The following is a 14,285-nucleotide window of genomic DNA, read 5'->3' as shown; positions in this document are numbered from 1 at the left end:
CTACCGCCTCGGCCGGATTGACCTGAACGACTTCTGCTAAACTGCCCGAAAAACTGTTACCCATGTCCCCGCACAGGTGTTACCTATGTGTCCGGTCTGTACAAGCGGGAGAGGTAACGACATTTTCAGGCTGCCCCATCATCCCAACCACCCAAGGAAAAACCAAAACATGAAACTCCGCAACACCGCTCTGATCGCTGCATTGATTGTCAGCGCCCCCGCCTTCGCCGACGACCTTACCGTCTCCGCCGCCGCCAGCCTGAAAGAAGCCTTTCAGGAAATCAACGCCGCCTACCAGAAAAAGCACCCCGGCACCAATATCAAGCTGAATACCGCCGCATCCGGCGTGCTGCTGCAGCAGCTTGCCCAAGGCGCACCGGTTGACGTATTGGCCACCGCCGACCAAACCACCATGGACAAAGCCCAAGACCAGCAGCTGATCGACAAAGCCAGCCGCCGCACTTTCGTACTGAATGATTTGGTCGTCGTCCAGCCCAAAGACAGCCGTCTCAAAATCAAAACCCTTAACGATCTGAAAGCCGCTACCGTCAGCCGCATTGCCGTGGGCAATCCCGACAGCGTACCTGCCGGCCGCTACACCAAAGGCGCGCTGGAAAAAGCCGGTCTCTACGGCACCCTGCAGCCCAAAATCGTCTCCACCCAAAACGTACGCCAGGCGCTTGACTATGTAGCCCGCGGCGAAACCGAAGCCGGCTTCGTTTACCGCACCGATGCCGTATTGGCCAAAGAAAAAGTGAAAATCTCCTTTGCCGTAGCGCTGGAAACTCCAGTGTCCTACGCCATCGCCCCCACTGCTTCTGCCAAAAGCAAAGAAGCCAAAAGCAAAGAAGCCAAAAGCTATGTTGATTTCGTTCTGTCGCCCGCCGGCCAGTCCATCCTGAAAAAATACGGCTTCAGCTCCGCCAAAGGCTTCAAAGCTAAATAAGGGGGAAAACGCCTAAGCATAAAAAGCAGCCTGAAAACGGGTAAACGGTTTTCAGGCTGCCTTTTGATTGGTTTTAAGCGCACGCTTCTCCGTTTTTACACAATGTTTCCCCTGCGCCAAAACGCCGGCTTCGGGAAAGCAAACCGGAACTTCTGCTTTCAGGCTGCCCCAGCCAATACCCAACCATGTTCGCCCAACTTCAAGACACCTTCCCCGCGCTGATGCTCTCGCTCAAAGTCGCCGCCTGCGCCACGCTGCTGAACCTGGTGCTCGGCATCGCCATCAGCTGGCTGCTGGCGCGCAAACGCTTTATCGGCCGCAATTTTCTCGACACCGTGCTCACCTTGCCGATGGTGCTGCCGCCCACCGTGATGGGCTACTACCTGCTGGTCTTGTTCGGCCGCAACGGCACGCTCGGCCAATGGCTGCAACAGCATTTCGGCTTCAGCCTGATATTCACCTGGCAGGGCGCGGTGGTCGCCGCAATGGCCGTCACCTTTCCGCTGGTGCTCAAGCCCGCCCGCGCCGCCTTTGAAGAAGTGAGCCCGCAGCTCGAGCAGGCCGCCCGCGTGTTGGGGCTGTCGGAAGCCGCCGTATTCGCGCGTGTAACCCTGCCGCTGGCCTGGCGCGGCATCCTCTCCGGTCTGTTGCTCACTTTTGCCCGCGCGCTGGGCGAGTTTGGCGCAACCCTGATGATTGCCGGCAGCATCCCCGGCCAAACCCAAACCCTGTCCATCGCCGTTTATGAAGCCGTGCAGGCAGGCAACGACGACTTGGCCAACCGCCTTGTTTTGCTGATTTCCGCCGTCTGCATCGCCGTTTTGTGGAGCGTAACCCGTTTGAGCGGAGACAAAAACCGTGGCTGACCCAACCTTCGATTTCGCCTTTCAGGCGACCCTGACACACGGCAAGCGCAGCTTTGCCCTCGATGCCGTCTGCAAAACCAACTCCCGCCGCCTCGCCATTCTCGGCCCCTCCGGCTCGGGCAAAAGCCTCACCCTCCAGCTGCTGGCCGGACTGTTGCGCCCGACCAGCGGCCATGTGCGCATCGGCGGGCGCAGCTACGGCGACACCGCGCAAAACCTATGGCTGCCGCCGCAGCAGCGCAGCGCCGGGCTTTTGTTTCAAGACTACGCCCTGTTTCCGCACCTTACCGTCGCCCAAAACATCGCCTTCGGCCTGCACCGCGGTCTGCGTACCCCAAGCCGCCGCCGCGCCCGCGCCGAAGCCGCCCCTTGGCTGGACAAAATGCAGCTTGCCGCCATCGCCGACCACTACCCGCGCCAAATCTCCGGCGGCCAGCGCCAGCGCACCGCCCTCGCCCGCACCTGCGCCGTGCGCCCCGACTGGCTCCTGCTCGACGAACCCTTCTCCGCCCTCGACACCCGCCTGCGCGCCCAAATGCGCGACAACATGGCCGCCCTCCAGCGCGAACTCGACATCCCCCTGCTGCTCATCACCCACGACCCCGAAGACGCCCAAGCCCTCGCCGACGATACCGCCCTTATCGACAACGGCCGCCTGCGGCACGGCGTGTAAACACAGCGCAAAGGCCGTCTGAAAACCGGATTTAGGGTTTTCAGACGGCCTTTAGGTTGTTTGGTTTGCCTATTCAAAAATCCGGCCCGCCAATGCCGTCCAAGCAGTTTTGCAAACTCCCTAATCCTTCCGCGCGGGGCGCAGGGGAGGGCGCGAGATGAGCAGTGGAAATTTAGGTTTCAGACGGCCGCAGGTCGGATTTCAGACGGCCTTTTTTAACCCCGTCATTCCTGCGCAGGCAGGAGTTTTTTAGGCTTTGGAAACGGTTTTTCCGTCGCATTCCATGCCGGCCAACAAGATTTCCGCTTGCACGGAAATGACGGAGAAGGAGGGGATTCAGCCGTAGATACCCCCATCAGAGCAGCAGGTCGGGCATAAATGCCAGACCTGCCAATTGAAAGAAGGCCGTCTGAAAACTTTTCAGACGGCCTTTGCGCTGCAGCGGTTTAGAACGAATAACGCATGCTCATGTAATAGCTGCGGCGGCGTTCGTTGTAGGTGCGGGCGGTGCGCAGGATGGTTTTGTCGAACAGGTTGTTCACGCCTGCACGCACGCTGATGCGCTCTTTCCAGTTATAACCGACGTTGAAGCCGAAAACGCCGTAGCTGCCGAGCTCGTATTTGCTGACGACGCTTTGGCCGTTGGTGTAGATCACGTCCATAAAGCGCACGGGGTTGCTGCGGGTTTGCTGGCGGCCGTAGTAGGTGTACACGGCGTTTGCGTCCCATGCGGGGGTGATTTGCCAGTTAAGCGTGCTGTTGATGGTGTATTTGGGCACGATGGAGACGGGTTGTCGTGGCGTTTTTCTTTGTTGCGGCTCATGTAGGTGAAGTTGGTCGACCAGATGAGCTTGTCGCGCACGAGCGGCAGGGTAACGTTGCCTTCCAGGCCGGCGAGTACCGCGCTGCCGCCGTTGCCCCAGCGGTAAACGGGGGTGGTGGTGTAGTTGCGGTAAACGGGGGTGCCGCCGGGGGTGCCGCCGGGGGTGTTGTCGGAGCGGATTTCACGGTCGTAGCCGCCTGCGGGGCCGTTGACGGTGCCGACGTAGTTGCCTTCGTCAACAATGCGGTTTTTGTAGTTGTTGTGGAAGAAGGCCAGTGAGGCGAGGTAGCCGTCTTTTTTGAACTCGAAACCGATTTCCTTGTTCAGGCTGGTTTCGGGTTTGATGTTGCTGTTGCCCAAGAAGTAGCAGGCGCGTCCCCAGTCGTAGCCGCCGGGGTTGGCGTTTTTGTAGGGGTCGGCCGCTGTGCCCGAGCCGCTGGTGGCGTTTTGAGCGTTGGGGTTGTTCCAGTGGTTGTGGCTGTCGATGGGGCAGCCGTTGCTGGCGTTGATCAGCAGGTAGTTTTCCTGGGTCTGGTACAGGTTGGGCGCTTTGAATGCACGGGCGATGCCGCCTTTGATTTTCCAGTTGCCGTTCACTGCGTGCGAGAAGTTGAACGAGGGGGAAAATACCGAGCCGAAGGCGGTGTTATAGTCCCAGCGCAGGCCGGGAATGAGGTAGGTTCGGCCTTCGTTGAGCGAGATGTTGTCTTTGGCATAAAGCGCGTAATTGTTCTGCGAGGCTTTGCCGCTGCGGCCGTTGGCGGCCAGCCACGGGATTTGGCCGTAGGCGCGGGCGGTGGCGGTCATGGAGAGGGAGTCGTCGAGCACGGAGCGGTTGGCTTCCGCGCCGACGGTTACGGTGTGGCGGCCGAAGGGCAGGTCGGCTTTGGTGCCGAAGCGGTAGTTTTTCAGCACGCTGTCGGCAAAGCCGCTGGTGCTGTTGTAGGCGCCTTCGGTGCTGCCGAGCAGGCCCTCGGGCAGGTGGCTGTTGACGGTTTTGTCAAAGCCCACATAGCTCTCGGTTTCGCCCCAATCCCAGATGCCGTTGTGGGTAAGGGTGTAGCTTTGGCGGTAGATTTTGGCGGTTTCCGTGCCCAACAGCATGGGCGCGACTTTTTGCACGGCGGGTACAAGCACGTTGCTGTTTTGGGTGTCGCCGTTGTAGATGTTGCCCTGGCGGCTGTATGCGGCGTCAAACATCAGGCGTTGCTCAGGCGTGATGTTCCATGTCAGACGGCCGGCGATGTCGCGGTTGCGCAAACCTTCGCGGCCGGCGAAAAGGGCGGTGCGCGAGGCTTTAACGCTCTCATTGATGTCGAACTGGTCGGGATTGGTTTTGTTCAGGCTGCCGTAGAGGCGGAAGCCCAGTTTGTCCTGAATAATCGGGCCGCTGAGCGCGAAGTTGGCGCGGCGGGTGTTGCCCTGCTGCGTGCCGCCGGCGGGCTGGTCGTAAAACAGGCCGACGCTGCCGTGCAGCTCTTTGCTCACGCCTTTGGTGCGGATGTTGACCACGCCGCCCATCGCGCCCGAGCCGTAGCGGGCGGCGGCCGGGCCGCGCAGCACTTCGATTTTTTCAATCATTTCCGGCGGCACTCAGTTGGAATCGCCGCGCGAATTGCGCACGCCGCTGCGGCCGTAGCGCTCGGAATTGCGTGAGTTGACCGGCTTGCCGTCGATTAAAATCAGCGTATTGTCGGGGCCCATCGAGCGGATGTCGATCTGGCGTTTGTTGCCGCGCTCGCCGCCGGGCGAGTTGGTGCTGAGATTCACGCCCGGCATTTTGCTGACGATTTCGGAAATGTCGTTGCTAACAGGCATCTTCTGCAAGTCCTGCGCGGTAATCACCGATACGCCGAGCTGCTGTTTGGCCTGGCGTTCGGCGGTAACGTGGACGGTCTGCAATTCGCCGTTGTCGGCGGCTTCGTCATTATCGCCGGTATCGGCAGCGGCGCCGGTGGCAATCAGCAGCAGGGCGCTGAGCACATTGAGTTTGAACAAGGCGGGTTTCATGGTTTGAGGTTTCCTGTGTAAGATAATGATTTGTCGCTTGGATTTTTGGTTTTCGGCGATGACTGGAAAAAAGGTGCGAAATTGTAAGGTTTTGTTTGTGTATTGATATAGAACGTAAGGACTAATCCTTTTGACCAATCACCGTCCGCCGCGCTTTGTGGTCGAATCGCGCCCTTTTTGATTTTTCGTTTTCAGGCTGGCTGAAAAGGGAAAAACCGCCAGCCTTGCACCCAAAGCAGCCTGAAAGCGCAAATGCCGTCATTAGCTTCGCAAGTCCGCTACGCTACCCCCGCGCAGGCGGAAATCTTGGTTGAAGACGAACGACCGACGGTTTCCCAAACCATGCCCAAGCTCCGGCAAGATTCCCGCCTGCGCGGGAATGACGGAACAAATGGGGCAGCCTGAAAAGTCGGTTACGGGTATCCGACCTTGTATATCGGAACTCCCGTATCATAGCAACAAACCGCCCGCCGCCGCCCGCATCCGACCAAGGCAAACAACCGTTGAGTAGCTCAGGGAGCGGTCGGGCAACCCATCGACACAACCGGACAGTTGCCAGACAACACAACCGAATGCAAGGCAGGTTATCGCCAAACGAAACTTCGTCATCGCCGTTTCGTCTTTGTCTAAAACCAAAACCGAAACCAACAACCCCAAAGGGATCGCCCATACCGTCGAATACCTTAAAAAACACAAGGTCGCCCTCGTCGTGATGGAAAGCACCGGCGGTCTCGAAATCCCCGCCGCCAAAGCTATTCACCGCGCAGGCATAGCCGTCATCATCGCCAACCCACGTCAGACGCATCAGTTTGCCCAATCGCAGTCGCTGACCAAAACCGACGCCAAAGATGCCAAAATGCTCGCCTTCTTCGCACACTCGCAGGCTTATGGCCGTATTACCAAGGCAGCTTCGCCCTCAACGGCAGCCTCCTCTTTCTGCCCCAACGCCCCTACCTCCCCGCCGACACCCTGCGCCACACCGTCAGCTATCCCCACCCCGCCTGCCAAGACGACCGACTTATTCAGACGACCTTGGAACAAGTCGGACTAGGCCGTCTGAAAGATAATGGGGCTGTACTAGATAAGCCCTAAATCCCACACCATTTACGCAGCACTTTAAGCTGTTCAGACGGTGTACCAAAGTTAAAACGGAACTCGCATTCTTTCAAGAACAGCGGGAAAGATTTACGGTCGATTCCATTGTATTTGCGCAATACGCGCTTTGCCTGATTCCAGAAATTTTCAATGCCGTTGATATGGTTTTGTCTGTCGGCAAACAGCTTGCTGTGGTTGATACGGTGATGGGTAAATCCGCTTACATCCAACACATCATAGCTGCTCAAACAATCCGTATAGATAATGCCGTCTGGCATAATTTTCTTTGTGATAACAGGCAGTAAGGTTTCTCTTTTAGCATTCTCAACTACCACGGTATAAACCTTGCCACCGCGTTTGAGAATACCGAAAACTGCCACCTTTCCCGCCGCACCACGCCCGCGTTTGCCTTTGCGGTGTCCACCAAAATAACTCTCGTCCAACTCAACTGAGCCGTCAAAAACCGTATCGGCTTCCAATGAAAGATGATGGCTGATGACTTCGCGAATCTTGCGGTAAAACAGCACTGCCGAATTGGGGTGGATGCCCAATAAATCGGCGGCTGAATGGGCGGTAACTTCGAGTACAAAAAATTGAAGCAATTTCTTTTGAATACTCTTTTTTTATTTTACAATGGGTTATTTTCATTTTTGCAGTCTAACATGACTGCTTATCTAGTACAGCCCCAAGATAATTTAGACGAACCATACGAATGGCACGGCATCCTCTCCGGCGGCGAACAGCAACGCCTCAGCCTCGCCCGCGCGCTGCTGCACAAACCGCAAATCCTGTTCCTCGACGAAGCCACCAACCAGCTCGACGGCGAATCTGCATTGGCGCTGATGCAAGTTCTCAAGCAAAACCTTCCCGACACACTCGTCATCGGTATTAGTCATCAACCCGAAATCCAAGCCTTGTTCGGACGGCGTATCGGTTTGGAAGACAAAACCGGCGGGGCGCAATAGCGAAAGGCCGTCTGAAAACCCGTTTTCACAGTTTTCAGACGGCCTTCAGGCTTTATACAGTCTGGCTCACGGATGTGCGCAATTCCGTAATTCTTGTTTTCGACAGGGATTATGTTTAAGCAACACCGCCGCGCAGGCTGCCTCGTCGGCGCAGTCTTCCCAGCCGTCGGCATCACGCACATAGATTCCCTCTGTTTGATGACATTCCAGCTTGGCTTCAAGCATGGCGTGCAGACTGTCGTAGCACAGGATGGCGCCGTGGAAATCGAACCACACCGGGGCACGGGGCTGCTCCGTATCGCCGCATTCGATGCAGTAAAACTCACCCTCAAATTCGAATACCGGCAACAGGTTCGGCTCAAACAGCTCAAACAGGGGGAAATCCGGCTCGTGGCGGTTGGTTTCCATGCGCCTTGCCCACTCGGCCAGCGCCGCTTCCACGGGAAGGAAGAGATGGTAATGGAACAGCGGTGTGTCTAAAGGCTGTGTGTCCGGCTGCACGCTGCCGTTGTGCCAGCCGTAGAGCGCAAACCATTCCTGCGGTGGCCGGAGGGCGAAACCGGCGGCATCGAGTTTGGCCTGCAAATCCGCACGGCTCAAACCGGCCTGCAGGCTGGCCGGAAAGTGCGGGTCGTGTTGGGCGGCAATGGCGGTAAGTTCGGTGAGGATGTGGTGAAGCTGCATAGGACTACCTGAAAAATGGATGCGGGTTAAGACTGCTTTTTCGTGCGAACATTATCAAAACTTCGTAGGGAAGTATAGGATGATGATGCAGAAAGAAGGTTGGCAAACCATGCTCTACCACCCGCCCACCGAAGCGGAAGAAGTGTTGGAAGCATTGGTTAACCGCCGCAACCAGCTGGTGGATATGCGGACTGCCGAGAAAAACCGTCTGCATCAGGTTCACGAAACGCAAGTCGAAAGCGTCAAACAACTGATTGCTCATTTTGACCGGCTGATTGACGAATTGGACAAACAAATCGACGAGCACACCCACACGCATTTTGACGGCAAAGCCAAAGTGGCGGAACAAATCAAAGGCATCGGTTCGATAACGACGGCTACGCTGATGGCGATGCTGCCGGAATTGGGACGGCTGAACCACAAACGGATAGCGAGTCTGGTCGGTATTGCCCCGCACCCGAGGGAGAGCGGGGAAACCAAATTCAAAAGCCGCTGCTTCGGCGGAAGGTCTGCGGTGCGTAAGGCGCTGTATATGGCTACCGTGGTAGCGACACGTTTTGAACCGCTTATTCGGGATTTCTATCAGCGCCTGCTGTCTAAGGGTAAGCCGTATAAGGTTGCCGTTACGGCGTGTATGCGCAAACTGCTGACGATATTGAATGCCCGGATGCGTGATTATTTTGCCGAAAACGGTACCACCGAAAACGGTATCCAAACGGCTTGATTTGAGTTTTGGTATTTTTGCCCGACGGGGTGAAAAATACAGTTGCTACGCGAAACCAACCTTTCAGGCTGCCTTTAAATCAGCCCAAACCCCATCCCCGCAACCTCAAAACAAGGAATCCCGCCATGTTACGACACCCCGTCAAAACCCTTGCCGCCGTCTTGATCGGCGCCACACTCGCCCTTGCGCCCGCCGACGCCCGCAGCGTGCGCGATATCAAAGGCAATGCCGTCGAGATTCCCGACCAAGTCAACCGCATTGCCGATTTGTGGCCGGCCAACAACCAAGTCGTGCTGCTGTTGGGCGGCGCGGACAAACTCGTCGGCACGGTCGAAGCCATCCACAAGCGCCCGCGGTTTGTCAAAGTCTATCCGCGCATCAAACAAGTGCCCTCGCTTAGCAACGGCTCGAGCGTGCAGAGCGAAGCCCTGCTCGCCGCCCGACCCGATGTGGTGCTGCTCTCCCAGCCCGCCATGCAGCAGCAGGTGAAGCAGGCCGGGCTGAAAACCGTGCTGGTCAATTTCCAAACTTATGACGGCCTGAAAAAAACCGTCAGCATCACCGCCGACGTCATCGGCGGCAAAGCACCGCAGATTGCCAAGCAGTACAACGCCGAGCTGAACGCCAATATCCGCCTGTTTTCCGAGCGCACCAAAGCCATCCCCGCCGCGCAAAAACCGCTGGTGCTGCATCTGTCCGACGGCAAGAACCTGCGCAAAATCGACGGCGGCCGCTCCATCGTCGGCGACTGGATCCGCATCGCCGGCGGCCGCGCCGCGCTGCCGGACACCGCCAATCTGGTCGAAGTGCTGATGGAAGAAATCGTCAAAGCCAACCCCGACATCATCATTATCGGCGGCCGCAACGCTGCGGAAGCCATTGCCAAAATCCGCAAAGACCCGTCCTGGCAGAGCATCAAAGCGGTGAAAAACAAGCGCCTGCACGCCAACCCGGGCGGCACTTTCGGCTGGGACCGCTACAGCGCCGAAGGCGCGCTGCAGGTGCTGTGGGCGGGCAAGCTGTTCCACCCCGAACGCTTCCGCGACCTTGACCTGGCCGCCAAAACCCAGGCGTTTTACCAAAAATACTACCGCTACAATTTGAGCAAAAGCGACGCGCAGCGGATTGTAGACGGTTTGGATCCGCAGTAGTCCGGTTGTGTAAAGGGTTTTCAGGCTGCTTTTCCGTGCGGGAAGGCAGCCTGAAACTTTTGCCGAACCCGCAAACTGCTCCAAGCGGCACCATTCCCGCGCAGGCGGGAATGACGTTGCTTAGTGGAGCGCAATCAGCGTGTTGGCAAACTCAAAAATAAAAAAGCCGTCTGAACCCGCAATCTGGTTCAGACGGCCTTTTCTTTTCAGATAAACCGCTTTACGCCGGCACGCCCAAAATCACGCTGCCGGCTTTAAACAGCGCGGTGGCGGTTTGGCCGACCTGCAAATCCAGGCCGTCGGAGCTTTCGATGGTGATGCCGGCGATGATGGAGACGCCGCTGCCCAAGTCGATTTCAACCAGCGAATACACCGCGCCGCGGCTGATGTTGCTGATGGTGCCGGTCAGGCGGTTGCGGGCGGAAAGTCTGATGTGGGCGGCGTCGGTGGCGACGATCACGCTGGTGGATTTAATCAGGGCGACGACGGGTTTGCCTTCTTTGAGTTCGAGATATTCGCGGCTGTCGCAGGTAATGGTGGCGGCCAGTTCCTGTCCGCCGTTCAGGGCGACGATGACTTCGTCGTTAACTGCGCCGTGTTTGATGGCTTTTACGGTGCCGACAAGCTGGTTACGCGCGCTGGTTTTCATGTGGAGTCCTTTATCGATATTTATATGAAATCATTAAAAAATATTTTACTTAAAACGGTCTTGGCGCCGCCTTGGCAAAAACGGGCGCCATCTTAGCCGAAGTGTGATTTTTTGTAAATTTGACCGAAAGAATTAGGGTCTATTTCAGCCCGAACGGCGGCGGTGCTTTCAGGCTGCCTGCTGTGCCTGCCACGCGGCAAGCGCGGCGGCAAATTCGGCGGGAGTGTTGAAATTGGCGTAGGGCTGCCACGCATCAGGCATGGCGGTATCACGGGCCTGGATTTGCGCCACCCAGCGCATCACGCGGCGGCTGCCGCTTTTGAGATAGGCGGCCAGGCCGTCTGAAAGCGCGTCCGGCCAGTAGGCCAAGAGCGGATAGGCGGTTTCGGGCGAGCGCAGCATCAATACGGTATCGCAATCGGGTGCGCCCGCAGCGTTCAGACGGCCTATCATGGCTTCGGGCGCAATCAGCGTGTCGCAGGTCATCACATACACGCCCGCCAAACCCTGCCGCTGCGCTTGTTGCAGCGCCGACAATACGGCCGACAGCGGCCCTTGTTTGTCGGGCAAGGCATCGGGCAGGCGCACGGCGCGGGCAGGCGCGGGCAAACCGCTGCCGTCGTCGGCCAGCCACAGCGGGTGCTCGGGTGCGGTGTGTGCGGCAAGATAATCGAGCAGCGTGCCGCCTGCTACGGGCAACAGGGCTTTGGGGCTGCCCATGCGGCTGCTTTGGCCGCCGCAAAGGATAAGGAGCGGGAGTGGTTCGGTGTCGGGCATGGTGTACGGGGCGGGTTCAGACGGCCTTTAGCCATGCTGTTTCACCGTGTGCTGGGGTCGGAGAAGATTCCCGCCTGCGCGGGAATGACGGTGTTTAAGGTTTCAGGCTGCTTTGCGGCCGTCTGAAAAAGCAGCCTGAAAGCCGGTAGCTTGGGTCGGGATCCAACGGTTTTTGAAGCATACGGGATGTTGGGTTCGACAACCCAAGCTGCCTTACTGATTCAAAATATTCGCCAGCTGCGGCCAGCCGATTTCTTTGGCGTAATCGGCCGCGGTGTTGCCGCGCGCGTCGCGCAGCCGGGGATTGGCGCCCATCTCCAGCAGCACGCGCACGCTCTGTGCATTACCGGCGATGGCGGCGTGGTGCAGCATGGTTTGGCCGTTTTCATCGGCTTCATTGGCCGCTGCGGGATGTTTGTCCAAATAATCGCGCAGGCCGGGGGACATATTGATGTCGGCCGGATGCTGCTCAAGGTATTCGGGATGCTCTTCCTGACCGATGGCCAGCAGCACGTTTTGGCCGTCGCCGAAATCCAGCCCACAGGCTTCATCATGGGCACGGCGCTCTTGCTCGTCCATCTGCGCGCGCAGCGCCTGTATGCTGAAACCGCCGCAGGTTTTTTTACCGTAGGCCAGCAGCCAGTCGGTAATTTCGCGGTAGGGCAAATCGGTAATGCGCTCGCCTTTCCGAACGATGGTAAGAATATTCGGCTGGTTGATTAAGGTGCCGCTGATATTGACGCCGTCAAAGCAAATATCGTCCAGCCACATGTATTCGGTTTCGATAATCCCCTTGATTTCCTGAGAAAACGGAGCTTTTACTGCGGCATGGCTGAGCCCTTTGACGATACGGCGCTGTTCCCAGTAATACTCACGCCAGAAATATTTGAATGTCTCGCGTGCTTTTTCGGCTGCCTGCCGGAATTGCTCGTTGTCTTCCCGAACGAAAGATACCGGTTCGGCAGCACGTTTTTTGCCGAAAAGTCTGTCGAAAAATCCCAATTTGTCTCTCCTTTGGTGTAAACGGTTTTCAGGCTGCTTTGGCAACAGGCCGTCTGAAAATCTCAGGCTTTATCCCACGCATTAAACACGCGTGTGAAGCCGCAGCTGTTGATGCGGGGGTCGAGTTGGGGGGCGATGACTTGTTCCCAGGCGGTGCGGCAGGCGCCGGGGGAGCCGGGCAGGCAGAAGATCAGGGTGCGGTTGGCGATGCCGGCGCTGGCGCGTGATTGGATGGTGGACAGGCCGATTTCCTGCATGGAGACGGCGCGGAATACTTCGCCGAAACCGGGGATGGCGCGGTCGAACAGGATTTCTACGGCGTCGGGTGTGATGTCGCGGTCAAACATGCCGGTGCCGCCGGTGATAAGCAATACTTCGACGGCGGGGTCGGCGATGGCGGCGGATGCGGCGGCGCGGATGTCGTATTTTTCGTCGCGGCAGATTTGGCGGCCTTGCAAAACGTGGCCGCTGCTTTGCAGGGCTTCGGCCAGATAGTCGCCGCTTTTGTCGTCGGCGGCTTTGCGGGTGTCGCTGGCGGTGAGGATGCGGATGTTTAAAGGGCGGAATTCGGGTGCGGCTTTGTGCATGGTTTAGCCTCCGGTCATGGACAGGTTGGTAATCAGGCCGACTTTTTTGTCGTGCAGGTAGTGGTGTTCGGGTTTTTGGGCGACGGTGTCGTACAGGTAGCGTTGCAAGCCGTCTGAATCTTGGTTTTTCAGGTAGTCGCGCAGGTCGTAGGCGATGCCGCCAAACAGGCACAGGTGCATTTTGCCTTGGGCGGTAACGCGCAGGCGGTTGCAGCTTTTGCAGAAGTCTTCGCTGTAGGGTGCGATAAAGCCGATGCTGCCGGCAAAATCGCGGTGAAAATATTCGCGGGCGGGGCCGGCGTGCGGCAGGCGCGGCATAAGCTGCCAGCCCTGCTCTTGCAGGCCGCGCTCAATTTTGGCGGCGGAAAGATGCTGGCTGTTGAAAAAACCGAGGTTGTCGCCGGTTTGCATCAGCTCGATAAAGCGCAGGGTTACAGGGCGGTGTTTAACAAAATCGAGCGCGTCGACCAGGGTGCGTTCGGCGTAGCGGCGCAGCAGCAGAGTGTTGATTTTTATGCCGTAAAAACCGCTCTCAAGAATGGCATCGAGGTCGCGCAGGATGTTGCTGCACTCGCGTTTGCCGGTGATTTCGTAAAACACTTCGGGGTCGAAGCTGTCGATGCTGATGTTGATTTTGTCGAGACCGGCCGCGCGGTAGGCGGGAAAGAGTTTGCCAAGTCTAAATGCATTGGTAGTCAGGGCGACGTTTTCGATTTCGGGCGCGGCTTTGCAGGCGGCGATGATGTCGGCCAAATCGCGGCGCAGGGTCGGCTCGCCGCCGGTGATGCGGATTTTGCGCGTGCCGCAGCGGGCAAAGGTGTTGACCAGCGTTTCGATTTCGGCAAGCGACATTTCGTCGGGCTTGGCCTTGCCCTGGTAGCCGTCGGGCAGGCAGTAGGTGCAGCGGTAGTTGCACAGGTCGGTAACGGACAGGCGCAAATAGCTCAGACGGCGGTTGAAGGGGTCGGTAAGCGGGGCGGTGTTGTTCATGGCGTGTCTCGGGGGTGTGCGGGTGGGGTGGTTTGGGGTTTTCAGGCTGCTTTTTTTGTTTTTCAGACGGCCTTTGGCGGCTTTCAGGCTGCCTTTGTGTGTTTGGCAACTGTGTGCGTGGCAATGACGGCATTTAAGGTTTCAGGCTGCTTTTCAGACGGCCTTTTGCCGTTTTGCAAACGGCTGTCGGATACAAGTATCCGACCTACGGGCTTTCAGGCTGCCTGCACCAAGGCCGCGTCCACGGCCGCGAGCGCGTGGATGGCGGTGCTGTCGAACACGGGCAGCGGGCTGGTTTCTTCGTTTACGATCAGGCAGATTTCGGTGCAGCCGAGTATCACGC

Annotated in this window: 11 protein-coding genes and 7 pseudogenes; 9 read left to right on the top strand and 9 right to left on the bottom strand. The window is 57.8% G+C overall.

Annotation, left to right across the window (positions count from 1 at the left end; genetic code table 11):
- The first annotated feature begins 169 nt into the window (after nt 1–169).
- The 3 genes from modA (at nt 170) to ACLD9W_RS10560 (ending at nt 2,485) form a co-directional block, all read left to right on the top strand.
- Nucleotides 170–946, top strand: coding sequence for a molybdate ABC transporter substrate-binding protein (gene modA, locus ACLD9W_RS10570; protein ID WP_410841979.1), 777 nt, complete (start codon nt 170–172; stop codon nt 944–946).
- A gap of 185 nt (nt 947–1,131) precedes the next feature.
- Nucleotides 1,132–1,812 carry a molybdate ABC transporter permease subunit gene (gene modB / locus ACLD9W_RS10565; protein WP_410841978.1) on the top strand — a complete coding sequence of 227 codons (681 nt, stop codon included), beginning with the start codon at nt 1,132–1,134 and terminating at the stop codon, nt 1,810–1,812.
- On the top strand, nt 1,805–2,485 hold the full coding sequence (locus ACLD9W_RS10560) for an ABC transporter ATP-binding protein (protein ID WP_410841977.1): 681 nt from the start codon (nt 1,805–1,807) through the stop codon (nt 2,483–2,485). The genes modB and ACLD9W_RS10560 overlap by 8 nt, the downstream gene beginning before the upstream one ends.
- A gap of 446 nt (nt 2,486–2,931) precedes the next feature.
- Here the strand turns inward: ACLD9W_RS10560 and ACLD9W_RS10555 are convergent.
- Nucleotides 2,932–5,126: pseudogene (locus ACLD9W_RS10555) on the bottom strand (FepA family TonB-dependent siderophore receptor).
- A 444-nt stretch (nt 5,127–5,570) separates the two neighbouring features.
- Here ACLD9W_RS10555 and ACLD9W_RS10550 point away from each other — a divergent pair.
- From ACLD9W_RS10550 to ACLD9W_RS10540, 3 genes and pseudogenes are all read left to right on the top strand, one after another.
- Nucleotides 5,571–5,723 carry a hypothetical protein gene (locus ACLD9W_RS10550; RefSeq protein ID WP_410841976.1) on the top strand — a complete coding sequence of 51 codons (153 nt, stop codon included), beginning with the start codon at nt 5,571–5,573 and terminating at the stop codon, nt 5,721–5,723.
- 181 nt (nt 5,724–5,904) lie between these two features.
- Nucleotides 5,905–6,204, top strand: a pseudogene (locus ACLD9W_RS10545) (IS110 family transposase); the annotation flags it as partial.
- Nucleotides 6,183–6,407, top strand: a pseudogene (locus ACLD9W_RS10540) (ABC transporter ATP-binding protein/permease); the annotation flags it as partial. The pseudogenes ACLD9W_RS10545 and ACLD9W_RS10540, both read left to right, overlap by 22 nt.
- On the opposite strand, the pseudogene ACLD9W_RS10535 reads toward ACLD9W_RS10540, so the two are convergent.
- A pseudogene (locus ACLD9W_RS10535) lies at nt 6,407–7,061 on the bottom strand (IS1595 family transposase). The pseudogenes ACLD9W_RS10540 and ACLD9W_RS10535 overlap by 1 nt on opposite strands.
- Nucleotides 7,062–7,099: 38 nt before the next feature.
- On the opposite strand from ACLD9W_RS10535, the pseudogene ACLD9W_RS10530 reads away from it, so the two are divergent.
- A pseudogene (locus ACLD9W_RS10530) lies at nt 7,100–7,378 on the top strand (ATP-binding cassette domain-containing protein); the annotation flags it as partial.
- Nucleotides 7,379–7,444: 66 nt separating this feature from the next.
- Here ACLD9W_RS10530 and ACLD9W_RS10525 read toward each other — a convergent pair.
- Entirely contained in the window at nt 7,445–8,062 is a 618-nt protein-coding gene (locus ACLD9W_RS10525; protein ID WP_410841975.1) for a hypothetical protein, read from the bottom strand.
- Nucleotides 8,063–8,138: 76 nt separating this feature from the next.
- Here ACLD9W_RS10525 and ACLD9W_RS10520 point away from each other — a divergent pair.
- Both ACLD9W_RS10520 and ACLD9W_RS10515 read left to right on the top strand, forming a co-directional pair.
- Nucleotides 8,139–8,786 (top strand): annotated as a pseudogene (locus ACLD9W_RS10520) (IS110 family transposase); the annotation flags it as partial.
- Nucleotides 8,787–8,911: 125 nt separating this feature from the next.
- The gene (locus ACLD9W_RS10515) at nt 8,912–9,937 is read left to right on the top strand and encodes an ABC transporter substrate-binding protein (protein WP_410841974.1); all 1,026 of its coding nucleotides are present in this window, start codon (nt 8,912–8,914) and stop codon (nt 9,935–9,937) included.
- Nucleotides 9,938–10,157: 220 nt separating this feature from the next.
- On the opposite strand, the gene ACLD9W_RS10510 is transcribed toward ACLD9W_RS10515, so the two are convergent.
- From ACLD9W_RS10510 to ACLD9W_RS10485, 6 genes and pseudogenes are all read right to left on the bottom strand, one after another.
- Nucleotides 10,158–10,586: a TOBE domain-containing protein gene (locus ACLD9W_RS10510; protein ID WP_410841973.1), complete on the bottom strand. Its 429-nt coding sequence runs from the start codon at nt 10,584–10,586 to the stop codon at nt 10,158–10,160.
- A gap of 168 nt (nt 10,587–10,754) precedes the next feature.
- Entirely contained in the window at nt 10,755–11,363 is a 609-nt protein-coding gene (locus tag ACLD9W_RS10505; RefSeq protein ID WP_410841972.1) for a molybdenum cofactor guanylyltransferase, read from the bottom strand.
- A gap of 213 nt (nt 11,364–11,576) precedes the next feature.
- A complete protein-coding gene (locus tag ACLD9W_RS10500) occupies nt 11,577–12,365 on the bottom strand; it encodes a DUF2314 domain-containing protein (RefSeq protein WP_410841971.1) in 789 nt (262 codons plus the stop codon).
- Between the two features lie 62 nt (nt 12,366–12,427).
- Entirely contained in the window at nt 12,428–12,952 is a 525-nt protein-coding gene (moaB, locus tag ACLD9W_RS10495; protein ID WP_410841970.1) for a molybdenum cofactor biosynthesis protein B, read from the bottom strand.
- A 3-nt stretch (nt 12,953–12,955) separates the two neighbouring features.
- Nucleotides 12,956–13,942, bottom strand: coding sequence for a GTP 3',8-cyclase MoaA (gene moaA / locus ACLD9W_RS10490; RefSeq protein ID WP_410841969.1), 987 nt, complete (start codon nt 13,940–13,942; stop codon nt 12,956–12,958).
- 215 nt (nt 13,943–14,157) lie between these two features.
- Nucleotides 14,158–14,285, bottom strand: a pseudogene (locus ACLD9W_RS10485) (aspartate/glutamate racemase); the annotation flags it as partial.

The sequence above is a fragment of the Neisseria sp. WLZKY-1 genome (genome assembly GCF_046546535.1).
Taxonomy (GTDB): Bacteria; Pseudomonadota; Gammaproteobacteria; order Burkholderiales; family Neisseriaceae; genus Neisseria.
Note: the sequence above shows the minus strand (reverse complement) of the source record. Positions and strands in the feature narration are given on the sequence as shown.